This is a genomic window from Nocardiopsis sinuspersici (assembly GCF_001998325.1).
GTDB classification, from domain to species: domain Bacteria; phylum Actinomycetota; class Actinomycetes; order Streptosporangiales; family Streptosporangiaceae; genus Nocardiopsis; species Nocardiopsis sinuspersici.
This window is the reverse complement of the sequence record NZ_MCOK01000001.1, coordinates 4,902,239-4,923,417: the sequence shown is the minus strand read 5'-3', so window position 1 is coordinate 4,923,417 and position 21,179 is coordinate 4,902,239. Positions and strand designations below refer to the sequence as shown.

General features: G+C 71.8%; 20 protein-coding genes and 1 pseudogene. 12 read left to right on the top strand and 9 right to left on the bottom strand.

Translation table 11 applies throughout. The annotated features are described in order from the left end of the window. Positions 1 to 229: 229 nt before the first annotated feature. Both NOSIN_RS21335 and NOSIN_RS21330 read left to right on the top strand, forming a co-directional pair. On the top strand, positions 230 to 1,153 hold the full coding sequence (locus NOSIN_RS21335) for an SPFH domain-containing protein (RefSeq protein ID WP_077692455.1): 924 nt from the start codon (positions 230 to 232) through the stop codon (positions 1,151 to 1,153). A gap of 157 nt (positions 1,154 to 1,310) precedes the next feature. Next, the gene (locus NOSIN_RS21330) at positions 1,311 to 2,069 is read left to right on the top strand and encodes a sulfite exporter TauE/SafE family protein (RefSeq protein WP_077692454.1); all 759 of its coding nucleotides are present in this window, start codon (positions 1,311 to 1,313) and stop codon (positions 2,067 to 2,069) included. Positions 2,070 to 2,121: 52 nt separating this feature from the next. On the opposite strand, the gene NOSIN_RS21325 is transcribed toward NOSIN_RS21330, so the two are convergent. The 3 genes from NOSIN_RS21325 to NOSIN_RS21315 form a co-directional block, all read right to left on the bottom strand. Further along, positions 2,122 to 2,745, bottom strand: coding sequence for an HD domain-containing protein (locus tag NOSIN_RS21325; RefSeq protein WP_077692453.1), 624 nt, complete (start codon positions 2,743 to 2,745; stop codon positions 2,122 to 2,124). A 216-nt stretch (positions 2,746 to 2,961) separates the two neighbouring features. Next, the gene (locus NOSIN_RS21320; protein ID WP_077692452.1) at positions 2,962 to 3,837 is read right to left on the bottom strand and encodes an alpha/beta hydrolase family protein; all 876 of its coding nucleotides are present in this window, start codon (positions 3,835 to 3,837) and stop codon (positions 2,962 to 2,964) included. Next, complete coding sequence (locus NOSIN_RS21315; RefSeq protein WP_077692451.1) at positions 3,831 to 4,421, bottom strand: TetR/AcrR family transcriptional regulator; 591 nt, start codon at positions 4,419 to 4,421, stop codon at positions 3,831 to 3,833. The genes NOSIN_RS21320 and NOSIN_RS21315 overlap by 7 nt, the downstream gene beginning before the upstream one ends. Before the next feature lie 385 nt (positions 4,422 to 4,806). On the opposite strand from NOSIN_RS21315, the gene NOSIN_RS21310 reads away from it, so the two are divergent. After that, positions 4,807 to 6,264 carry an aldehyde dehydrogenase (NADP(+)) gene (locus tag NOSIN_RS21310; RefSeq protein WP_077692450.1) on the top strand — a complete coding sequence of 486 codons (1,458 nt, stop codon included), beginning with the start codon at positions 4,807 to 4,809 and terminating at the stop codon, positions 6,262 to 6,264. A gap of 118 nt (positions 6,265 to 6,382) precedes the next feature. Here NOSIN_RS21310 and NOSIN_RS21305 read toward each other — a convergent pair whose 3' ends face one another. After that, on the bottom strand, positions 6,383 to 7,138 hold the full coding sequence (locus tag NOSIN_RS21305; RefSeq protein ID WP_193371930.1) for a hypothetical protein: 756 nt from the start codon (positions 7,136 to 7,138) through the stop codon (positions 6,383 to 6,385). Between the two features lie 96 nt (positions 7,139 to 7,234). Here NOSIN_RS21305 and add point away from each other — a divergent pair, with 96 nt between their 5' ends. Beyond that, positions 7,235 to 8,293 (top strand): adenosine deaminase, encoded by a 1,059-nt coding sequence (add, locus tag NOSIN_RS21300; RefSeq protein WP_077692449.1) that lies wholly within the window; start codon positions 7,235 to 7,237, stop codon positions 8,291 to 8,293. A 72-nt stretch (positions 8,294 to 8,365) separates the two neighbouring features. Here the strand turns inward: add and NOSIN_RS21295 are convergent, their stop codons facing one another. Continuing rightward, on the bottom strand, positions 8,366 to 9,499 hold the full coding sequence (locus tag NOSIN_RS21295) for a CapA family protein (protein WP_077692448.1): 1,134 nt from the start codon (positions 9,497 to 9,499) through the stop codon (positions 8,366 to 8,368). Between the two features lie 480 nt (positions 9,500 to 9,979). On the opposite strand from NOSIN_RS21295, the pseudogene NOSIN_RS21290 reads away from it, so the two are divergent. From NOSIN_RS21290 to NOSIN_RS21275, 4 genes and pseudogenes are all read left to right on the top strand, one after another. Beyond that, a pseudogene (locus NOSIN_RS21290) lies at positions 9,980 to 10,156 on the top strand (catalase); the annotation flags it as partial. Positions 10,157 to 10,818: 662 nt separating this feature from the next. Continuing rightward, the gene (locus NOSIN_RS21285) at positions 10,819 to 11,877 is read left to right on the top strand and encodes a chaplin (protein ID WP_077692447.1); all 1,059 of its coding nucleotides are present in this window, start codon (positions 10,819 to 10,821) and stop codon (positions 11,875 to 11,877) included. A 170-nt stretch (positions 11,878 to 12,047) separates the two neighbouring features. Continuing rightward, complete coding sequence (locus NOSIN_RS21280) at positions 12,048 to 12,908, top strand: SURF1 family cytochrome oxidase biogenesis protein (RefSeq protein ID WP_171986616.1); 861 nt, start codon at positions 12,048 to 12,050, stop codon at positions 12,906 to 12,908. 152 nt (positions 12,909 to 13,060) lie between these two features. Continuing rightward, the gene (locus NOSIN_RS21275) at positions 13,061 to 13,891 is read left to right on the top strand and encodes a class I SAM-dependent methyltransferase (protein ID WP_077692445.1); all 831 of its coding nucleotides are present in this window, start codon (positions 13,061 to 13,063) and stop codon (positions 13,889 to 13,891) included. 107 nt (positions 13,892 to 13,998) lie between these two features. Here NOSIN_RS21275 and NOSIN_RS21270 read toward each other — a convergent pair whose 3' ends face one another. Further along, complete coding sequence (locus NOSIN_RS21270; protein ID WP_077693697.1) at positions 13,999 to 14,583, bottom strand: RNA 2'-phosphotransferase; 585 nt, start codon at positions 14,581 to 14,583, stop codon at positions 13,999 to 14,001. 217 nt (positions 14,584 to 14,800) lie between these two features. Between NOSIN_RS21270 and NOSIN_RS21265 the strand changes: the two genes are divergently transcribed. Further along, on the top strand, positions 14,801 to 15,256 hold the full coding sequence (locus NOSIN_RS21265; protein WP_077692444.1) for a GNAT family N-acetyltransferase: 456 nt from the start codon (positions 14,801 to 14,803) through the stop codon (positions 15,254 to 15,256). A gap of 49 nt (positions 15,257 to 15,305) precedes the next feature. Continuing rightward, complete coding sequence (locus tag NOSIN_RS21260; protein ID WP_077692443.1) at positions 15,306 to 15,557, top strand: Smr/MutS family protein; 252 nt, start codon at positions 15,306 to 15,308, stop codon at positions 15,555 to 15,557. A 13-nt stretch (positions 15,558 to 15,570) separates the two neighbouring features. On the opposite strand, the gene NOSIN_RS21255 is transcribed toward NOSIN_RS21260, so the two are convergent. Further along, positions 15,571 to 16,002, bottom strand: a complete 432-nt coding sequence (locus NOSIN_RS21255) for a DUF5946 family protein (RefSeq protein WP_170293673.1) — start codon at positions 16,000 to 16,002, stop codon at positions 15,571 to 15,573. Between the two features lie 270 nt (positions 16,003 to 16,272). Beyond that, positions 16,273 to 17,664, bottom strand: coding sequence for an alpha/beta hydrolase domain-containing protein (locus NOSIN_RS21250; protein ID WP_077692442.1), 1,392 nt, complete (start codon positions 17,662 to 17,664; stop codon positions 16,273 to 16,275). Between the two features lie 201 nt (positions 17,665 to 17,865). Here NOSIN_RS21250 and NOSIN_RS21245 point away from each other — a divergent pair, with 201 nt between their 5' ends. Then, complete coding sequence (locus NOSIN_RS21245; protein WP_077693695.1) at positions 17,866 to 18,384, top strand: GNAT family N-acetyltransferase; 519 nt, start codon at positions 17,866 to 17,868, stop codon at positions 18,382 to 18,384. A gap of 221 nt (positions 18,385 to 18,605) precedes the next feature. Further along, a complete protein-coding gene (locus NOSIN_RS21240) occupies positions 18,606 to 19,400 on the top strand; it encodes a VOC family protein (RefSeq protein ID WP_077692441.1) in 795 nt (264 codons plus the stop codon). 165 nt (positions 19,401 to 19,565) lie between these two features. On the opposite strand, the gene NOSIN_RS21235 is transcribed toward NOSIN_RS21240, so the two are convergent. Then, complete coding sequence (locus tag NOSIN_RS21235; RefSeq protein ID WP_077692440.1) at positions 19,566 to 21,137, bottom strand: long-chain-fatty-acid--CoA ligase; 1,572 nt, start codon at positions 21,135 to 21,137, stop codon at positions 19,566 to 19,568. Positions 21,138 to 21,179 lie beyond the last annotated feature (42 nt).

Genomic DNA, 21,179 nt, shown 5'->3' with positions numbered 1-21,179 from the left:
CTTAAACAGTGTTTCTGTCCGAATGTGGCCGCCCCCGACACATATGGGGTAGCGTCAGCGACCGGTGAGCGGATCGCTCCATTTCGGCGCGCTTTATGATCTTCGGGTGGGCGGGGCCGCCGGTACGCGGTCCGTGCCCGCGCCGCCCTGTCACCCCCGTCAGGAGATCCGGAGCCGCCCAGATGCCGATGCTGAACGCCGCCCCCCGTCCGGAGACCGGGGTGGGCCCATGACCATGATCATCATCGTGGCGCTTTTCGTCGCCGTCCTGCTGCTCATCTTCTGGCGGAGCGTGCGTATCGTTCCGCATTCGATGGAGGACGTCGTCGAGCGCTTCGGCAAGTTCCACCGGACGCTGAGTTCGGGTTTCAACGTCGTCATCCCAGGAGTGGACCAGGTACGCGAGCGGATCGACCGCCGCGTCCAGGTGGTGAGCTTCCCACCGCAGTCGGCCATCACCGAGGACAACCTCGCGGTCGAGGTCGACTCGGCGGTCTACATCCGGGTCATCGACGCCTACCGGGCCACCTACGAGGTCGCCAACTTCATCCAGGCCGTCGAACAGCTGACCCTGGCCACGCTGCGCAACGTCATCGGCGGCATGAACCTGGAGGGAACGCTCACCTCCCGCGACGAGATCAACCGCGAGCTCAAGACGGTGCTGGACGAGGCCACCCGCGACTGGGGCATCGAGATCAGCCGTATCGAGCTCAAGGGCATCGAGCCGCCCTCCTCCGTGCAGGAGGCGATGGAGATGCAGATGCGCGCCGACCGGGAGAAGCGCGCCCAACTGCTCAGCGCCGAGGGTGAGAAGCAGTCCGCGGTGCTGCGCGCCGAGGGTGAGCGCTCGGCGGCGGTGCTGCGGGCCAGGGGCGCCGCCGAGGCGCAGGCGATCACCGCCAAGGCCGACGCCGACGCCCAGACGGTACGGGCCCGCAGCGAGGCGGACAGCATCCACATGGTGTTCAAGGCCCTGCACACCAGCCGGGTCGACCCGGACGTGCTGGCCTACCACTACATCCAGAAGCTTCCGGAGATCGCCCGGGGCGACTCCAACAAGGTGTGGATCGTCCCGTCCGAGATGGGACAGGCCCTCCAGGGGGTCGGTACCGCCTTCGACCGGCTGCGTGAGGAGGTGGTCCGGGTCCCCTGACCCGGGCGCCGCGTGATCATCGAGGACGGGGCCCCGCCACACGCGGGACCTCGTCCTTCGCGCTGGGCGCATCCCGGGGTGAGGGCCGCCGAACCCGTCCTCGTAGTCTGTTGTGGCCCTCGACCTCCGGGGAGCACGGACCAGGAAGGCCGGGTGGATGGAACTCTGGGAAGCGGCGCTCATCCTCCTCGCCGGTGTGGCCGCGGGCGGGATCAACGCCATCGCGGGGTCGGGGACCCTGTTCACCTTCCCCGTGCTCCTGGCCCTGGGCTACCCGCCCATCACCGCGACCATCTCCAACAGCATCGGCCTGGCCCCCGGGACGCTCAGCGGCACGATCGCCTACCGCCGGGAGCTGGCCGACCAGCGCGCCCGGGTCCTGCGGCTCGGCAGCATGTCCTTCCTCGGCGCGGTGACCGGCGCCCTGCTGCTGATCTACCTGCCGCCGGGCGTGTTCGAGGTCGTGGTGCCGTTCATGATCGGCTTCGCCTGCGTGCTGATCCTCGTCCAGCCCCGGATCACCAGGTGGATGCGCGCCCGCGGGCCCGCCCGCAGGAACGGCGGTCCGCTGCTGCCGCTGGGCATCTACGCGACCGGGACCTACGGCGGCTACTTCGCCGCCGCGCAGGGGATCATCCTGATGAGCCTCCTCGGCACCGCGCTGGACGACGACATCCAGCGGCTCAACGCGCTGAAGAACGTGCTCACCACCATCGTCAACAGCACCGCCGCGGTGTTCTACATCGTGCTGGCCTCGCCCGCCTGGCCGGTGGTCGGCCTCATCGCGACCGGGACCATCGTCGGCGGCTACCTCGGTGCGAGGTTCGGGCGCAGGCTCAGCTCGACGGCGCTGCGCACGTGCCTGGTGCTCGTGGGCATGTCCGCGGTGGTCCAGCTCGTCATGGGCCGGCTCTGACCCCGCGGACCGGCTCGGGCCCCTCCGGCCCCGGCCCTTCGTTTCGCCCGGGTCAGGCGCGGAAGTAGCCCCGGCGGTCGGCGTCGTCCACCAGCGCGGTCGCGTAGGCCCCGAGCGCCTCCGACCCCTCCTGGATCAGCTTGACCTTCTCCATCACCTGCGCCCGGGTGAACCCGAAGCGCACCCAGGCGCCGCCCTCGTTGTGCCAGTTGGCGAGCATGGGCGACAGCCGGTCGACCGCGCGGGCGAAACGGGCCTCGGGCGTGGTGCGCGCCTCGAACTCCTCCCAGAGCTCGCGGGCCCGCTCCGCCTGGTCCTCGGGCAGCAGGGGGAAGATGCGGTCGGCCGCGGCGCGCTCGCGCGCGGCCCGGGTCTCGGCGTCGGCCCCGTCGAAGAGGAACGTGTCACCGGCGTCGATCTCGACGATGTCGTGCAGCACCAGCATCTCGACGGCCCGGTCGATGTCGGTGCCCTCGGGCGCGTACTCGGCGAAGGTGCGGGCGGACAGCGCCATGTGCCAGGAGTGCTCGGCCGAGTTCTCGCGGCGGGAGCCGTCCACGAGGAGGTTCTGTCGCAGGACGCGCTTGAGTTTGTCGACTTCCAGAAGGAAGCGCAGTTGCGCGTTCAACCGCTCGTTGTCGACCCCGCTGGCAAAGACCGGTGCCGGTTCCGTCACGTGGTTCGCCCTCCTGAAGGATGAGTCGAAACGGTCAGGTGGACCGCTCGGAGCGGTCGCCACTGGATGATCCCATGGAACGCGAGCCGACTGTCGCGGTGGCGTCCGCCAGGAGGACGCGGGAGGAGGCGGCGGAGTGTACGCGGTGAACGGCCGGTGCTCCCGCCCCTGCGGGGTGCGGGCACGGACCGCCCGGCCCGGGTCCCCGGGCAGGCCCTAGGCCTCCTCGGCCCCCCGGACCTGCGACGAGGACGTCAGGTGCAGGTGGAGCCACTCGGTCAGCGCGCGGTCGGTGAGGACTCCCGCCGGGGTGAGCGGACCGGGGCGGAGGCCGGGTTCCGGTCCGATGGAGTGGGCCAGGTCGGGCACCACGATGTGACGGAGCGCATGTTCGGGGACGTGGGCGGCCAGGGCGTCGTGCAGCGACCGCCCGTGCTCGGGGGGTACGACCTCGTCCTGTCCCCCGCTGACGACGAGCAGGGGGACGCCGTTCCTGGAGATCTCCTCGGCCCGGCTGCCGAAGTCCAGCCAGCCGCGCGCGAGCCAGGCCTGCTCGGTCCACTCGTAGTGGGCTCCGGTGTGCCGCTCGCGGGCGGCGATGACCAGGGCCGGGTCCACGACCGGGTTGATGACCGCGGCGGCGCTGACGGGCAGGTGCCCCTCCGCGAGGCTGAGCAGGACGGCGGAGGCCCCGGCGCCCACGCCGACCAGCCCGACGGGGTCGTCGGTGACGGGGAAGGTGGCGCGCAGCTCGGCGGCGACACGGTGCAGTTCGGCGGCCGCCTCCTCCACCACCGGGCCGAACAGCTCGACGAGGTAGTCGCGCTCGCCGCGCCGGTTGATCTCGGCGACGCCGCCCTCGGGGAGCCGGGCTCCGAACAGGGGGAGGCCGAGGTAGACCCGCCAGGCAGGGAGCGAGGCCATGGGCGCGGTTCCGGCGAGGGCGGCCTCGGCGCGGGGCGGCTCGAAGGCGTGCAGGCCGAGGACGAGCGGGGCCGGGACCTCACCGTTGGCGGGTGGCAGGGCCAGGAAGGGCACGCCGGCGGCGGTTCCGGTGACGGGCTGGGAGAGGGTGCTGGCGTCGGCTACCACGGATGGTCGCCTCCGTTGTGTCGGGAGAAGTGGGACAGGTAACTGCTGACCAGGCGTTTGGCCTCGTGGACGAGCTCGGGGTCGCCCTCGGGGTCGTCCCGGAAGGCGAGCTTGAGCACGGCGTCGGCGGATTCGACGGCGACGTGGATGGCCCGGTCCAGTCCATCATCGTCGGGGACGCCTGTGACAGAAACGATGATCTCGCGCAGGCGGACGGAGATGACGCGGTTGTTGTCGGCGCCCCCGCTGAGGAGCCGGGGGTCGACGATGTCGCCGAAGTGCAGGCTGCGAAAGCCGGGTACGTGGCGGTGCATGTCGACGTACTCGTCGACGATGGTGTCGACGGCGTGGGTCCAGTGGCTGAAGGAGGCCTCGGCCAGGCGTTCGGTGACGCGTGAGCCGAACTGGTCGAGGAAGCGCAGCCCGAGTGCCTGGGTGATGGCCTTCTTGTCCGGGAAGAACTGGTAGACGGAGCCGATCGCGACCCCGGCGCGCTCGGCGATCCGCGTGGTGGAGAGGTTGTCGTAGCCGACCTCGTCGAGGAGTTCGGCGCAGCAGTCGAGCATGCGCTGGACCCTGAGCATGCTGCGCTGCTGGGCGGGCAGTCTTCGCAGGGGGGCCTGGGCGAAGGCGAGTTCGTCGTGGGCGGTACCGCTCCGTCCACGGGCCTCGTGTGACGCGTGGTTGTTCCCCGTGCTGCCTGGGGACCGTCGCGACCGCGGGGGCGTTGAGCTTCGGGAATTTGTCGTCACGGCTCCTATGATGCCTTTCTGGAATCACCTGGTTCCGGGGAAATTCCAGTTTCGTGCCAAGGTCCCGTGGAAGAGGGGGCTTGTGCCCCTTGCGGGACCGGGGGATCGACTGTGTGCGTGGACAGTACCCGACTCCTTTGGATAGCGCTTTCCAGATGCGGCCCGGCATGGTTGGATCGGGTCGACGCAGCGTACACACCCTCCTGGAGGCTGAGCCATGAACACCGCCCCGGAAACCACACCGGAGGAACTCGACTCCGTCCTGGAACGCGCCGCAGCGGCGGCCCCGCTCCTGGCCGCCCTCGCCCCGGCCGAGCGCGCCCGGCTGCTGCGTACCGTCGCCGACGCCCTGGACTCAGCGGCCGACGCCCTCGTGCCGATCGCGATGGAGGAGGCGCACTACCCCGAGGCGCGCTGCCGCGGCGAGCTGGGCCGCACCACCTTCCAGTTGCGCCTGTTCGCCGAGACCCTGGAGGACGGCTCCTACCTGGAGGCGGCCGTGGACCCCGCCGACCCCGGCTGGGGCACCCCGCGCCCGGACGTGCGCCGCCTGCTGGTCCCGCTCGGACCGGTGGTGGTGTTCGGGGCGAGCAACTTCCCGTTCGCCTTCGCCACGGCCGGAGGGGACACCGCCTCCGCCCTGGCCGCCGGATGCCCGGTGGTCGTCAAGGCCCACCCCGGACACCCCCGGCTGGCCCGGCGCACCACCGAGACCGTGGTCGCCGCGCTCGCCGACGCCGGGGCGCCCGAGGGCGCCTTCGCCCTGGTCGAGGGGTTGGAGGCCGGCAAGCGCGCGGTCACACACCCGCTCACCCGGGCCGTGGGCTTCACCGGTTCCATCCCCGGCGGACGTGCCCTGTTCGACCTCGCGGCCTCCCGGCCCGACCCCATCCCCTTCTACGGGGAGCTGGGCAGCGTGAACCCGGTGTTCGTCACCCGCGGGGCCGTCGCGGCGCGCGGCGACGAGATCCTCGGCGGCTACGCGGAGTCGGCCGCCATGGGCTCGGGCCAGTTCTGCACCAAGCCCGGGGTGGTGTTCCTGCCCGAGGAGGCCAAGCTCGACGCCCTCGTCGAGGACTTCTCCGGACGGGCGGCCACGCCCCTGCTCAACGAGCGGGTCGCCGAGGGCTTCGTCCGGAACCTGGACACCCTGAGCGCCCACCCGGCCACCGAGGTCCTGGTCCAGGGGAAGCGGACCGGTGACGACTGGACGCCGTCCCTGCTGCGCACCGACCTGGACTCCCTGCTGGAGAACGCCGACACCCTCCTGGAGGAGTGCTTCGGCCCGGCGACCCTCGTGGTGACCTACGCCGACGAGCGGCGCCTGCTGGAGGCGGCCGGGGTGTTCGGGGGCCAGCTCACCGTCACGGTGCAGGGCGAGGAGGACGACGAGATCGCGCCCGCCCTGCTGGCCCTGGGCGCGTCCCTGGCCGGACGGGTGCTCTGGAACGGGTGGCCGACCGGGGTGGCGGTCACCTACGCGATGACCCACGGTGGCCCCTACCCCGCGACCACCGCGCCGCTGCACACCTCGGTGGGCACCACCGCGATCCGGCGCTTCCTGCGCCCGGTCACCTACCAGTCGGTCCCGCAGTCGCTGCTGCCCCCGGAGCTGCGCGACGACAACCCGCTCGGCGTGCCGCGCAGGGTGAACGGCGGGGCGCCCTCCGCCTGACCATCATGGGGCCGGGCGCGCCGGTGCGCGTGCCCGGCCCTCCCGCCGTGGGGCCCGTGGGCCGTCCGGAACCGTTGAGTGTGCGGTGCCGGAGGTTCGGTCCGCGGTGCTCCCGTGCTCATCGCGGAACTCCGTCGGACGGCCGCCGGCGCCCGTCGCGACGATCCTGTTCCCCAGGGGCGGCGTAGGTCCGGTGGAAGCCGTGCCGAGGTCCGGTGGCGTAGTGGTCGTAGGCCGCACGCAGCGCCTCGGCGCAGCGCCTGTCGCGCGCCGCCACGGGCGGGTGCAGGAGCGCGGCCAGCGCGTTGCCGAGGAGGGTGAAGAAGAGGAACACGGAGTCCACCGAGACACCCTCCGTCACCAGCCACCACGTGAGCAGGACGGCCTGCACGCACGCGACCGAGGCCAGGAAGGCCGATGTGCGGCCGGGGAACCGGATCCCGTACTCCCTCAGCTTCTGGCCGGCCAGGATCCGCGCCAGCCGGTTGGTCTCGGGATCCCAGCCGAGCACTCCCTTCTTCACCGACTCCTCGGCCGTCAAGAGCCGGACCGGGTCGGTGCCGGGAGGCAGGGGATCACCGCCGACGACGGTGCGTGTGCTCCGGGCGGTGGTCTCGGCTGCGAGCACCGTCAGGCCGACGGCCGCGAGCAGGCCGAGACCGGCGTAGACGAGGGTTTCCCCGTGGGATTCGGTGAGCGCGACGGCCGCGACCAGGAAGAGCAGCCACCCGATGAGCACAAGGAGGCCGAAGACCAGGTAGGCGGAGGCGCGCGGGCCGTTCTGCGCGCGGATCACGTTCCGTGCGCGGAACACGGCGAAACCCGACGGGGGGTACGGGTAGTACGGGGAGTCCTGCGGAGGCTGGGGGACCATACTCATCACCGTATGCACGCCCGCTTCTGACGGACAGGCGTGAGCTTGTCCGGGAGGGGCTTTGGGGCGGTGCGCGTGCGCGCGTAGCCTCACGCCATGGACATCCACGCCATCCCCGCCGACGTCGAGGCCCTCGTCAGGGATCTGCCCAAGGTCGAACTGCACGTCCACCTCGAAGGCTCGATGCCCGCCGAAACCCTGTTCGAGCTGGCCCGCAGGCACGGGGTGCGGGACGTCCCCGGCAGCCTGGAGGAGCTCCGGGACTGGTACGCCTTCACCGACTTCCCGCACTTCGTCGAGGTCTACCTGGCCTCGGTGCGGACCCTGTGCGAGGAGGGGGACTTCGCCCTCCTGGTGTCGGCGGTCGCCGAGCGCCTGGCCGCGCAGAACGTGCGCTACGCCGAGGTACACGTCAGCCTCTACACCCACCTGATGCGCGGGGTGCCCGCCCGCGTGGTCTTCGACGGCATCGAGGAGGCGCGCCGCGCGGCCGAGGGCGAGCACGGCATCCAGTTGCGGTGGATCCCCGACTTCCCCGCCGACTTCGGGCTGGAGAGCGCCGAGGCGACCGTGGACGCGGTCCTGCGCGAGGCGCCGCCCAGCGTGGTCGGCTTCGGTGTCGGCGGGGTGGAGACCCCGCTGGAGCAGTACGCCGGGGTGTTCGGCCGGGCCCGCGCCGCCGGGCTGGCCAGCCTGCCGCACGCCGGTGAGCACGGCGGTCCGGAGCGGGTGCGCGAGGCCCTGGACGCCCTCGGCGCCGAACGCATCGGCCACGGCATCGACTCCATGCGGGACCGGGCACTGGTCGAACGCCTCGCGGAAGGGCGGATCCCCGTGGACGTCAGCCCCACCTCCAACCTGCGCACGCGCGCGGTGCGGCGGCTGGAGGAGCACCCGCTGCCCCGCATGCTGGAGGCCGGGCTGCTGGTCACCCTCAACAGCGACGACCCCACCATGTTCGGCACCGACCTGACCAACGAGTACCGCGCCGCCCACCGGCTGGGCCTGGACGCCGCCGACCTGGTCCGGCTCGCCGCGAACGGCGTGCACGCCTCCTACCTGGGCGCGGCCCGCCGCCACAGGCTGCTGGCCGAGATCGGGGAGGTCGCCGCGCGCCACGGGGTCGCCGCGGCGGGGATCCCCTCGCCGCTGTAGGGGCCGAATGTCCGCGGGCTCCTCCCCTTCCGGTGGAGGAGCCCGGCGAAGCCGTGTGTCCGGAAGGACCGCCTACGCGGGCGAGTCGGTCAGCGGGAGCCCGCACTCGGCGCGCATGTCCAGCCAGGTCTGCTCGGCCTTCTCGGCCGCGGCGCCCTCGTAGGGAACGGGGACACCGCCCTGGATCTGCGCGGGGGCCCAGTCGGCCTGGGTCACGCCGCCCTGGTCGAAGGTGAGGGTGAGCACGCCCGTCTCGGCGGTGGGGCCGTCGAAGTTGTAGAAGACGAAGTTGCCCAGCCCGTAGTGCACGTAGGAGTCGTCCATGAATCCGCCCGGGGACAGCACGTGCGCGTGGCCGCCGACGACGGCGGACGCGCCCGCCGCGACCAGCTCCTCGGCGAGGGTGGGCGCGTGCGGGAGCGGGCAGTGCGCGCCCTCCAGGCCCCAGTGCAGGAAGACCACCACGTTGTCGTACTCGGCGGCGGCCTCGGAGACCGCGGTGATCATCCGCTGCTTCATCTCGCCCTTGGTGGAGGCCATGCCGGGCTTGCCCTCGCCCGCCGTCCAGGCGTCGATGAGGTGGTCGTCCAGGACGTCGGCGGCACCGAACATGGCGACGCTCTGGCCGTTGACCTCGGCGACGTGGGGCTTGTACGCCTCCTCGATGTCGAGCCCGGCGCCGACCAGTTGGACGGGGGAGGCCTCGCCGTTCTCCAGGGTGTCCTTCAGGCCCTCCACGCCGTAGTCCATGCCGTGGTTGTTGGCGACGGTGGCCACGTCCACGCCGGCGGCCTCCAGGGCCTCCAGGGAGCTCGCGGGCGCGCGGAACGTGTACGCCTTGCCGGGGGCGGGGGTGCCGCCCTCGGTCACGGCCGTCTCCAGGTTGACCATGGCCAGGTCGGCGGCCGAGAGCTGCTCGGCGACCGGGCCGAGCGCGGTCTGGGGGTCGGCCAGGCGCGGTTCGAGCACGCCCTCGAACATCACGTCGCCGCCGAAGGCGACGGTGAAGGGCTCACCGGCCGGCTCGGGCTCGGTGCTGGGCGAGGGCGAGGCCGGGGTGGTGGCCTCGTCGCTGGGAGCGGCCGCACCCTCGTTCTGGGACGGGGCCTCCTCGCCCGCGGAACACGCGGCGAGGAGAAGGATCAGGGTCGCGGCGCCGACGGAGAGTGTCGTGCGCGTGCGGGGGCGCGGGGATACGGGGTGCATGCATGCTCCAGTAGGGCGGGGGAAACGGGGGGCATGTCCTGGTGTTAGGACGCAAGCCATACGTTTCCGGTTGGCCGTCGTGACTGGATGGATGCCGGTTGGCATCCTGAGCCGTCACCGGAAAGGGACACGGGCGTTCGACGCGGTGCCGGGAGTCCTGGTACCGGGGCACCGGGCCTCGGCCCCGGCCTCGGGCCTCGACACCGCCGGAACGCCGGCTGGGACGGCCCACCGGTTCGGCTGGGGACGGCCCACCGGCTCCAGGGTACGCGCACATGACCAGCGCTTTTGCTGCTTTTGGCGTGAGCGGTGATGTGCGTGGCGTGAGCAAGCGCCTGTGGCCGAGGGGATCCGTGTACACCCGGAGGGGGTACACGGGCGCCGGGACCCGGTGGAAGAGGTGCCCGTCGGACCGATGCCGCGGCGGGGCCATGCGGCATCCCCCCGTCATCTCCGTTCATCACGCGGAAGGTACGAGGAGTGAGCGCTTCCTACAGCACGGACGACGCCGGCATCCCGATGCCGCACGACGGTCTCTCCCGGTCGGTGGGCCCCAACGGTCCGCTGCTCCTCCAGGACCACTTCCTGCTCCAGAAGATGGCGCACTCCAACCGCGAGCGCGTGCCCGAGCGTGTGGTGCACGCCAAGGGCGGCGGTGTCGCACGCGGCCTGGGCGTCCGGTCCCGGAGGCGCCCGCCTCCCACGTGTGCCCGCCACGGAGACGGGGCACGGCCCGGTGACCCCCCGGCCGGATTCCCTCGGAGCCGGCCGGGGTCTTCTCTTATCGGCCTTTGACCGCATTCCTGGCATAAAGGACGTTCTCCGCATGTGGGGAAAGTCCGGCATGAAGGTCAAAGTGTCCGCGCAAGGCCGTGAAGTGAATATACGAACCTGCTTAGTTGGCTCGTTTGGCTGGTTTACCCGGAAATTTTTCTTTTCGTATTTCCACCTCCTGTGTTCAAGTGGTCGCCCTGTGTTGCGAGTGTCACTTCTGTGAACTGTGATCATTACGGTATGTGTCTGTATGCTCTCCAAGAGTATTTGCACGGGAGAAGAGCATTTTCCGAAAACGCCTGCGGGCCCACGGTGGCTTGCTAACGTTCGGTTCGTCGGCGGTTCCACGGAACGCACTCCGAACGGGACCGCGACTTCACACACGCGGGTCACCCCGCCGTCGCACCGTTTTCTCCGGTGCCGGACCCGCCCCGCCCGTGGTCCACGGGACCGCGTCCACGTGACGTGGGCACCGGTCCCGCCATGGCACAGCGTCACAACCGACGCGATCCCCAGGCCGTATCCGCGAAAGGTCACATCCGCACATGCGCAACACACTCCGTTACTCCTTCGCCACCGTCATGACGGCGGGGCTGGTCATCGCCCCCGTCACGGCGGCCTTCGCCGACACCTCCACCGGCGGCTCCGGCGGCATCGGCAGCGGAAACCAGGTCGTGGTGCCCGTGGACGTCGAGGCCGACCTGTGCGGCAACTCGATCGCCGTCCTCGGCATCTCCAAGGCCACGTGCACGCAGGTCTCGGAGGTCCTCTACGAGGCCAGCGGCAAGGGCGGCGACACCACCACCGACGGTTCGGGCGGTGTGGCCAGCGGGAACCAGATCATCGTTCCCGTGGACGCCGCCATCGACGCCTGCGGCAACGCGGCCTCCGTCGGCGGTGTCTCCAAGTCCGAGTGCGTCGAGGTGGTCGAGGCCCTGGAGGAGGAGAGCGCCGACGCGCCCAGGACCACCACCGACGGTTCGGGCGGTGTGGCCAGCGGGAACCAGATCATCGTTCCCGTGGACGCCGCCATCAACGTCTGCGGCAACTCGGTGGCGATCCTGGGCGCCGCCAGCTCCAAGTGCACCACCATCATCAACATCATCCAGTCCTCCCCCGAGAACGAGGGCGGCGGCGACACCTCCACCGACGGCTCCGGCGGCATCGGCAGCGGGAACCAGGTCGTGGTCCCGGTCGACGCGGCCGTCGACATCTGCGGCAACGCCGTGTCCGTGCTCGGCCTGTCCGAGGCCTCCTGCCTGGAGGTCATCTCCGAGGAGAAGCCGGACGAGCCGGAGGGTGAGAACCCCGACGAGCCCAAGGAGCCCGAGGAGCCCAAGAACCCCGAGGAGTCCGAGGAGCCCGAGGACGAGAACCCCGAGGAGCCCAAGAAGCCGGAGGAGGAGAAGCCCGAGGAGGACGACTCCAGCACCGGTGACGACAAGCCCGCTCCCGACCAGCAGGCCGACGAGCAGCTCGCCGTGACCGGTGGCGCACTGACCGGCCTGGTCGCCGCGGGCATCGCCGCGGTCGGCGCCGGCGGCGCGGGCCTGTACTTCGCCCGCAAGCGCAAGGCCGCCGCCACGGTGGGCGACGAGGAGTAACGGCAGGGGTTTCACCCGGATCCACGCGGGGCCGCCGGACCGGCGGCCCCGCACGCGTGTGCGGGAGTGGTGGAGAGCCACGAGGGACGTGCGGGAGCCGGGAGTGATGTCGGCCGGGATGGGGGCGGGGCGGTGCGAGGTGGCCGAAAGCGTCTCCTAACCTCGAAGACGTGCTCAAAGTCCTGCTCTCGCAACGCATGCTGGCCTTCCACGCGCTGGTGCTGGTGATCGTGCCCGGCTTCGTCTGGCTGGGCTTTTGGCAACTGGACCGGTGGGAACAGCGCAGCGCCTCGGTCGAGCTCCAACAGGGCAACCTCGCCGCCGACCCCGTGCCGGTCGCCGAACTGGCGGACGTCGGCGAGGACGTCGATCCCACTGACCGGTGGCGCACCGTCGAGGCCACCGGCACCTGGGACGCCGAACACGAACTCCTGCTGCGCAACCGCGACGGGTCCGGGGGCGTGGGCTTCCACGTGCTGACCCCGCTGGTCACCGAGGAGGGGCCCGCCGTCCTGGTCAACCGCGGGTGGGTCGAGCGGGGTGCGACCGCCCTCGACCAGCCCGAGGTGCCGCCCGCGCCCGGGGGCACCGTGGAGGTGACCGGGCGCATCCACTACTCCGAGACCGAGGAGAACACCGGGCTGAGCAACCGCGACGGCCTGCCCGAGGGGCAGATCATGATGGTCGACGTGGGCATGATCGCCGAGGGGCTGCCGTACCCGGTCTACGGCGGGTACGTCGATCTCACCGGCCAGGAGCCGGCGCCGGACGCGGCGCCCGAGCCGGTCGACGTGCATGAGCTGGACTCCGGCATGAGCCTGTCCTACGCCGTGCAGTGGTGGGTGTTCACGCTCGTGGCCGTCGGCGGGTGGATCTTCCTCGTCCGCCGCGAGATCAGTGACGCCCGCGAGGCCGAAGCCGGAGCGCGGTCGGCCGGGGACACCGGCGGGCCCGGGAGCACGGGGATGTCCGGGGGCGCCGGCAACCCGGAGGACACTGGTACCCCGGAGAACACCGGGAAAACGGTCTAGGTTCTGTTCGGCGGATCCGGTCCTGTGCCGCTGCGGGGGGTGGCGAGGGCGCCGACGGGGTCGCCGCAGGGACCGAGGCCGCCGTACCTCCGGCGTCCGAGCACGAGGCGAGGCGCGGCGGAGCCTCAAGGAAAACGGTCTGGGGGCGGGCGATGCACGACGAGAACGGCTATCCGGATCCCGGGTACGTCGAGCGCCGCGCGGTGGACGCCCGGGAGAGCGCCCGCGCCGGACGTATGTGGTGGGACGGTGCCGCCGACGCCTACCAGGAGGAGCACGGCGCCTTCCTCGGCGACGCCGAGTTCGTGTGGTGTCCGGAGGGGCTGACCGAGGCCGGGGCGCGGCTGCTCGGGGACCCGGAGGAGCTCCGGCGGGCCCGGGTCCTGGAGGTCGGCTGCGGCGCGGGCCAGTGCGGCCGGTGGCTGCGCGCCCAGGGTGTGCGGGAGGTGGTCGGGTTCGACCTGTCGCACCGCCAGCTCCAGCACTCGCGCCGGATCGACGAGCGGACCGGGCACGCGCTGGCCGTCGTGCAGGCCGACGCCCAGAGGCTGCCGTTCGCCGACGCCTCCTTCGACGTGGTGTTCTCGTCGTTCGGGGCCTTCCCCTTCGTTCCCTCCGCCGAGGACGCCCTGGCCGAGGCCGCGCGGGTGCTGCGGCCGGGAGGGCGGCTGGCGTTCTCGGTGACGCATCCGATCCGGTGGAGCTTCCCGGACGACCCGAGCGAGTACGGGCTCACCGTGGACCAGTCCTACTTCGACCGCCGCGCCTACGTGGAGGAGGACGAGGACGGCAACGCGGTCTACGTGGAGCACCACCACACGGTGGGTGACTGGGTGCGCGGGATCGCCCGCGCGGGCCTGGTGCTGCGGGACCTGGTCGAGCCGGAGTGGCCCGAGGGGCTGGACCGGGTGTGGGGCGGCTGGGGGCCGGTGCGCGGCCGGATGCTCCCCGGTACCGCGGTCTTCTCGGCGGACAGGCCCTGAGCGCCCCGGCCGGGTGGGGCGCCTGGTCACGGGCCGCCCGGTGGGGAGGTGCTGTTCGGGGCGGTCCCGGTAGCCCGGTAGTCCCGGCGGCACGGCCCGCGCGCACGCTACCGGCTGCCGCCGCGGCCTTCGGTCCCGCGGTGCCCGACGGGCTCGCCCAGGTACTCCGGGGGCACGGCGGCCACCAGCCACACGCCGTTGCCGGTCATCCGGAAGACGTGGCCGTCGTCGTGCATGCGTCCGGCCGCGACGGTGAGGACCACCGGTGTACCGCGCCGGGCGCCCACCGCGCGGGCGGTCTCCACGTCCGGGGACAGGTGCACGTCGTGCCGCTTCATCGGCCGCAGCCCTTCGGTGGCGATGGCGGGCAGGAAGCGGCCCACGGTGCCGTGGTGGAGCAGGGCCGGGGGCGTTCGGGGCTCCAGCCCCAGGTCGACGTCGACGGAGTGCCCCTGTCGGGCACGGACGCGGTCGCCGTCCGCGCTGAGGACGAAGCGCTTCTTGTCGTTGGTGTCGACGATTTCCTGAAGGGCCGCGCGGTCGAGGCGCGTCCCGCTCCGCCGACAGCCGGCGAGGAGTTCGTCCACCCCGACCCAGCCCTGCGGATCGAGGCGTATCCCGGCCCTGCCGGGGTCGTGGCGGAGCACGCGCGACAGGAACCGGGAGGCGCGTACGAGTTCTCTCTGGTTCATGGCTTCGATGGTCCCGCGCGGGAGCACCGGCGGGCCAGGGGTTTTCGGTCGGAGGCCGGTTCCCGGCACCGGACGGGAAAACACCTCGGCACGTCAGGTGCGGTCGTCGGCCCGCGTTCCCGGCGGGCCCGCTGCGTCTGCGGGGATTCGGCGGTGTCCGACCGGGTATCGCGCATCAGGCGCCGCACCGGTGCCCCCAGACCGAAGGAGTACCAGCGTGGCCGACGTCCGTGTCCGAACCGCCTTCCCCTCCGACCACCCGCGCGTCGTGGCGGTCTGCGACGACTGGTGGGGGCGTCCCGTGGCGCACATCCTCCCCCGGCTCTTCCTGGATCACTTCCACACCACCAGCCTCATCGCCGAGGTGGAGGGGGAACTGGCGGGCTTCCTCGTCGGCTTTCCCTCGCCGTCCGTGCCCGGGGAGGCCTACGTGCACTTCGCGGGAGTGGCTCCGGAGCACCGCGGAGCGGGGTTGGCGAGCAGGCTGTACGACCGTTTCACCGGGGGAGCGCGGGCCGAGGGGCGCACGGTGGTCCGGGCGGTCACGTCACCGGCCAACGAGTGCTCGATCGCCTTCCACCGCTCCTACGGATTCGAGGTCACCGGCCCGCACACCGACTACGACGGCCCGGGGACGGACCGGATGGTCTTCACGCTGCGCCTCGGGGAGTGAGCCCCGGGCCCCGCGTATGATCCGGGCTATCGGACGCGGAGGAGGCACGGTGCGGCTCAAACTCGACCTGCACGACATCTTCAACAAGGGCCGCGACATCGACCGGGCCCTCAACGACATCATGGACGAGGCCGAGCGCACCAAGGCCAAGACCATCGAGGTCATCCCCGGCAAGGGGTCCGGACAGCTCAAGAAGCGGGTCCTGCGCTTCCTCGACCGCAAGGACGTCAAGGCCCGCTACCACCGGGTCGAGAAGGACTCCAAGAACTTCGGCCGCCTGTTCATCCACTTCCGGCACTGATCCGGCGGGTCGGTCAGTCCCGCCACCCGGCCAGGGTCGCTTCGGCCCAGGAGCGGACACGCCCGGGGTGGCCGTCGGCGGGGAAGCCGCCGTCCACGGCGACCCCGGCGACGGTGACCGCGAACCCGGTGGGGACTCCGGTGCGCAGGGCGGGGGCCGTGCGTTTCGGTCGGCGGACCCTGTGGGAGTTGGCGCGGCGGGCGTGTTCGGTCATCTTGCGTGCCGCTTCGGCCCCGCCCTCGACGTAGGTCTGGAGCAGTTCCAGCAGAAGGACGTGCGAGCCCTCGGTGAGGGACGCCGGGTGCTGGAGGCGGTAGCACGCGACGGCGACGCCGTGGAGCGGCCCCCACGGCTCCTGGCGGGAGTGGTCCAGTGACAGCAGCCGCTGGAACAGCTCACCACACGCCGGGCCGCTCGCCGCTCCGCACTCCGAGCACGTGTCCATGCCGTGATACTCCCACCCGCGGGAGCGGAGGACCACACCTTTTCGTGCAGGCGGAACACGCTCCCGCGAGTGGACGTGCGCGCATGCTCCGACCGCCGGTTCGCCCGCTTCCGGCACCGAGTCCTCCCGAACCCCTCCCCGTCCTCCCGAGCCCCTCCTCGCCCTGCCTCCCCGGTGCCGGCGGGCACGGGTTCCGGCCCCGCCGCATCCACAGGGGGAAGGCCCCGACCCGTTCGAGGGCCGGGGCCCGGCACCGCCCGTGGCGTGGGCCTACCACCAGGGATAGTCCGTCCGCAGCGCGGCCCCGCGGGAGTCGCGGGCGTCCTCGGACAGGAGGTAGCCGTCGTGCCGCGCCCGGTTCACGGCCCGGTTCACCTGCGAGACGTACCCGCCGCGCCGCGGGTACAGCTCCTCAAGGGTCTCCTCGCCGAAGGGGACGTGGGTGCCCTGGAGGAAGCAGAACGGGTCGCCGGTGTTGTCTCCGTGGTTGAGCGCCGTGGCGACCTCGTGCTCGGCCAGGCGGATCCCGCCGAGCTGGTTGCCGTGCTCGTCGCGGCTCGCCGTCGTGGCGTCGTCCCACTCCAGCCGCGGCGCCTCGGGGGGCGCGTCACCGTCCTCGACCCAGTCCACCATGTGGTCGTAGGCCGCGTTCAGTACGTGGTGGAACGGGATCCGGCTGAGCGGGGGCCGGTCGCACCGCTGCGGCTCGGTGCCCGGGTTCTCGCGGGCGATGAGCGGGGCGAAGGCGAGGTACTCGGTGAGGCCGACGTGCGCGGTTCCGGCCACCTCCCAGCGGCGGAAGTACTCCGAGTCCGGTTCCTCGCTCTGGGACCGCAGGCGGACGTCGGTCTCCGCCATGAGCCGCATGACGGGCGTGGTGCCCTCGTCCAGCGCGGTGGGGGCGCCGTGGATCATGAAGGCGTCGACGACCCCGTGGTCGGGGTGGACGGAGTTGTGGTAGGCGGAGAGGTACCTGGCCGACTGGGAGTGGCCGGTGGCGATGACCGTGTCGACGTCGAAGCCGGGCAGCGGGTCGACGCCCTCGGGTGAGCGCAGCGTCCGCGCGGTCTGGGAGTAGATGTCGAACGCCGGGGCGTCGGCCAGCGCGGGACCGCCGACGGTCAGGTCGCCGTACCGCCCGGGGTCCCAGTCGCGCAGCGCGTCGACCCCGACCCGCTGGGCGGAGAGCCCGACCCAGACGTGGCCCTCGCGCATGAGGTAGTCGTGGGACAGGAACCAGTCGATCTCGATGTCCTGGCCGAAGCTGACGTTGTTCCACTCAAGGAAGGCCGTGCCGCTGAAGTCGCGGGTACGGGCCGGCCGCCGGACCACCATCCGGGTGGTGTAGGGGGAGGCGCCGGTCACCTCGCCGGTGCCGAGGTCGCGGTGCTCGGCGGTGCCCTGGAGGAGGAACTCCTCCTCCACGTAGCCGTGTTCGCCGAGGTCGGCCTCGATGGGCTCGCCCGCCTCGATCGGGGGCACGTCGGGGCCGTCGGCGGACATGAAGGGGTAGGAGTCGCCGGTGACGGGGACCGGCCCGGAAACGGTGGCGGCGGGCCCGTCGGTGGGCTCCGCCTGGGAGGGTGCCGCGCCGATCAGACCGGAGAGAACGGCCAGCCCGGTGGCGGCCACGCCGCAGCGCAGGGGGGTTCGAGAGCGCATCCGCACCTATGACCTCTGAGTAGCCCAGTGTTGCGGGAATGCTAGGGCGGGCGAACCGGTGCGACAAGGAGTCCTGGCCCCTGTTCGCCGCCGCGGACGGAGAACACGTGAATCCACCGATGGGTGCGGTGCGGTGAGGGGCCGCGTGGCGGGACGTGTGCGCGGTGGCTCCGGCGGACGCCCTTTGCCATGCTCTGCGACATGAGCCAACGGCAGAAGCGGATCAGGACCGGGCGCCTGGCCCTGCACCCCCTCGAACCCGGGCACGCCGACGCGGTCGCCGACCTGTTCGCCGCACCGGAGATGAGCGCCCACTTCGGAGTGGACCTCTCGGACCGGTCCCTGGCCGAGGCCATGGTCGGGAACCGGCTGGCGTACGCGGGGCCGCCCGAACTCGGCCACTGGGTCCTCCTCCTCGGCGGACGGGTCGTCGGACTGGCCCACCTGCGGCCCTCGCACGAGCTTCCGGGCGGCCTCGCGGAGATCGGCTGGTACCTGGACCCCCGGCGCTGGGGCGCCGGTCTGGCGACCGAGGGCGCGCGGGCCCTGCTGCGCCACGGGCTGGACGAGCTGCGGCTCGACTCCGTCTGGGCCCTGGTCCACGTCGACAACACCCCCAGCCTCCGGGTGGCCGAGCGCCTGGGGTTCCTCGACGTGGGGGAGGGCCGCCACTACGGCGGCCCGCACCGGGTCCACGTGGCCCTTCCGGGGCGCGCCTGAAGGCGGGGCGGACACAGAGCGTGCACGGCCCGTGCGCGTGGCAGGCGCGGTGCGGAGGCGGGGTGGCCGTATCCCGCCGCCCTGGCCGTGCGCTCCGAACTTCGTTTTCCGAGGTCATGGCAATGGTGAGTTGTGTGAGACTTTGCCGCGCCGATCCCCGAAGGGCCCTCAGGAGGGGAAGGACTCCGTAACGGTGTGTGCACCTACGGAGGAGGACAGTGATGATCACCACCGACTTCTTGCCCGGATCGCCCTGCTGGATCGAGGTGTCCTCACCCGACATCGAGGCCTCGGCGGCCTTCTACCGCCGGCTGTTCGGATGGGAGGCGGTCTCCCCGGGCCCCGACAGCGGCGGATACATGATCCTGCGCCTGGACGGCTCGGCGGCCGGAGGGCTGGGGCCGGTCCTGGGCGAGAGCGAGCGCCCCGGGTGGACGGTCCACTTCGCCACCACCGACGTGGAGGACGTCGTCCTCACCGTCGAACGACTCGGCGGAACCCTTCTGGTGGAGCCGTTCGACGTGTGGGACTTCGGACGCACCGCACAGTTCTTCGATCCCCAGGGCGGCCACTTCGGCGTCTGGCAGGCCATCAACATCCGGGGCCTGGAGGTCACGGACCGCCCGGGCAGCCTGTGCTGGGTCGAGATGTGGACCCCCGACGGGGACGGGTCGCGCGAGTTCTACACCAACCTCTTCAAGTGGGGCCTCACCGCCTTCGACCTGCCGGACGGGTCCGGGACGTACACGATCCTCACGCCGGCCGGGGAGAGCCAGGAGCGCGCGCACGGCGGGCTCATGGCGGTCGATCCCGCGCGCCTGACCGACACCGACGGGTCGGCGGAGTGGCATCCGGTGTTCGCGGTCGCCGACTGCGACACCTCCGTGGAGACGGTGAGGGAGGAGGGCGGCCAGGTGTACATGGGACCGGAGGACGCTCTGGGCGTGGGACGGCTCGCCGTGTGCTCCGATCCCTTCGGGGCCGGTTTCGTCCTGCTCCGGCCGTCCCCGGAGTGATCCGGCGGGCATGCGCGGTCCGGACAGGTCGGGGAGGGGCCTTCGCGGACTGAGCACCGCGGGGGACGGGGCCTTCGCGACCCGGCCGCCGGGGGAAGGGGCCTCCGCCCCTGGGGAAGAGGGGCGGAGGCCGATGTCACCGCCGGAACACGGCTGGGACCGACGCTACTGCCGTGACACGGCGGACGCGCCGCCGCGCAGCACGAACTTCTGGATCTTTCCGGTGGCCGTCTTCGGCAGTTGGTCCACGAACTCCACCTGGGTGGGCGCCTTGAAGTGCGCCAGGTTCTCCCGGGCGAAGGCGATGAGCTCCTCCTCCGTGGTCTCCGCCCCCTCGCGCAGGACCACGGACGCCTTCGGGGTCTCGCCCCAGCGCTCGTGCGGAACGCCCACGATGGCCGCCTCCAGGACGGCCGGGTGCCGCAGCAGCACCCCCTCCACCTCGACGGAGGAGATGTTCTCGCCGCCGGAGATGATGACGTCCTTGATCCGGTCCTGGATCTCGACGTACCCGTCCGGGTGGGTGACCGCCGCGTCGCCGGTGTGGAACCAGCCGTCGCCCATGGCCCTCTCCGTGGCCTCGGAGTCGTTGTAGTAGCCCTTCATCACCACGTTGCCGCGCACGGTGATCTCCCCGACGGTCCTTCCGTCCCAGGGCACCTCGGCGCCGTCGGCGTCCACCACGCGCAGCTCGCCGGAGGTGATCAGCTCGACCCCCTGGCGGGCCTTGACGGCGGCGCGCTCACGCGGGGGCAGGCCGTCGTGCTCGGCGCGCGGTTCGCACACGGTGATGAACGGCGTGGTCTCGGTCAGCCCGTAGACGTGGGTTACGGTCCAGCCGAAACCATCCTCCAGGCGTTCGATCGTGTCGGCGGCGGGCGAGGCCCCCGCAGTGACCACGTGCACGCCGGACGGAACCTCGCCACGCACCTCCTCGGGGGCGTTGGACAGCATGATCAGCACGGTGGGCGCCGCGCACAGCCAGGTGACGTCCTCGGTGCGGATCAGCTCGTACACGGTGGACGGGTCCATCGCGGGCAGGCACACGTGGGTGGCGGCCGCGGCGGTCACCGTCCACGTGTAGGTCCAGCCGTTGGCGTGGAACATCGGCAGCGTCCACAGGTACCGCTCGCCGATGCCGATCCTCAGGTGGAGCAGGGTGCCCACCGAGTTCATGTAGGCGTTGCGGTGGGTGATCATCACACCTTTGGGGCGCGCGGTGGTGCCGCTGGTGTAGTTGATGGTCAGCAGGTCGCCCTCCGCGATCTCGGGCCGGGTGAAGTCCGGGCCGGCCTCCGCGAGGAGCGCCTCGTAGTCCTCCCATCCCGGGCGCGCGCCCTCCAGGGCGACGAACCGCTCCACGTCCGGCATCCGGTCGCGGACCCCGTCCACGGTGTCGAGCTGGTCGGCGTGCACGCACAGCACCTTCGCCCCGGAGTGGTTGACGATGTAGACGAAGTCGTCCGCCGAGAGCCGGAAGTTGACCGGTACCAGCACCGCGCCCAGTTGCGGCACCGCGTAGAAGGACTCCAGTTGGGCGTGGGTGTTGGGGGCGATGTAGGCGACGCGGTCGCCCTTGGCCACCCCCATGCTCTGTAGGACCGACGACCAGCGGTCGCAGCGGTCGAAGAACTCCTCGTAGGTCAGCCGCAGGTCCCGGTCGACCACCGCCTCGCGCTGCGGGTGCAGCCTGCGTGTGCGGCGGGCGAACTCCAGTGGGGTCAGGGCGAGGTCCATGGTGCCGTGGTGCCTTTCTGCGTCGGCGGAGTCGGGGCGGTG

Bases quoted from the DNA above. Each gene is read 5' to 3' on its own strand.
- NOSIN_RS21335 (WP_077692455.1), top strand. From the start codon at position 230: ATGACCATGATCATCATCGTGGCGCTTTTCGTCGCCGTCCTGCTGCTC.
- NOSIN_RS21330 (WP_077692454.1), top strand. From the start codon at position 1,311: ATGGAACTCTGGGAAGCGGCGCTCATCCTCCTCGCCGGTGTGGCCGCG.
- NOSIN_RS21315 (WP_077692451.1), bottom strand. From the start codon at position 4,421: ATGCTCAGGGTCCAGCGCATGCTCGACTGCTGCGCCGAACTCCTCGAC.
- NOSIN_RS21310 (WP_077692450.1), top strand. From the start codon at position 4,807: ATGAACACCGCCCCGGAAACCACACCGGAGGAACTCGACTCCGTCCTG.
- NOSIN_RS21305 (WP_193371930.1), bottom strand. From the start codon at position 7,138: ATGGTCCCCCAGCCTCCGCAGGACTCCCCGTACTACCCGTACCCCCCG.
- add (WP_077692449.1), top strand. From the start codon at position 7,235: ATGGACATCCACGCCATCCCCGCCGACGTCGAGGCCCTCGTCAGGGAT.
- NOSIN_RS21295 (WP_077692448.1), bottom strand. From the start codon at position 9,499: ATGCACCCCGTATCCCCGCGCCCCCGCACGCGCACGACACTCTCCGTC.
- NOSIN_RS21285 (WP_077692447.1), top strand. From the start codon at position 10,819: ATGCGCAACACACTCCGTTACTCCTTCGCCACCGTCATGACGGCGGGG.
- NOSIN_RS21275 (WP_077692445.1), top strand. From the start codon at position 13,061: ATGCACGACGAGAACGGCTATCCGGATCCCGGGTACGTCGAGCGCCGC.
- NOSIN_RS21270 (WP_077693697.1), bottom strand. From the start codon at position 14,583: ATGAACCAGAGAGAACTCGTACGCGCCTCCCGGTTCCTGTCGCGCGTG.
- NOSIN_RS21255 (WP_170293673.1), bottom strand. From the start codon at position 16,002: ATGGACACGTGCTCGGAGTGCGGAGCGGCGAGCGGCCCGGCGTGTGGT.
- NOSIN_RS21250 (WP_077692442.1), bottom strand. From the start codon at position 17,664: ATGCGCTCTCGAACCCCCCTGCGCTGCGGCGTGGCCGCCACCGGGCTG.
- NOSIN_RS21245 (WP_077693695.1), top strand. From the start codon at position 17,866: ATGAGCCAACGGCAGAAGCGGATCAGGACCGGGCGCCTGGCCCTGCAC.
- NOSIN_RS21240 (WP_077692441.1), top strand. From the start codon at position 18,606: ATGATCACCACCGACTTCTTGCCCGGATCGCCCTGCTGGATCGAGGTG.
- NOSIN_RS21235 (WP_077692440.1), bottom strand. From the start codon at position 21,137: ATGGACCTCGCCCTGACCCCACTGGAGTTCGCCCGCCGCACACGCAGG.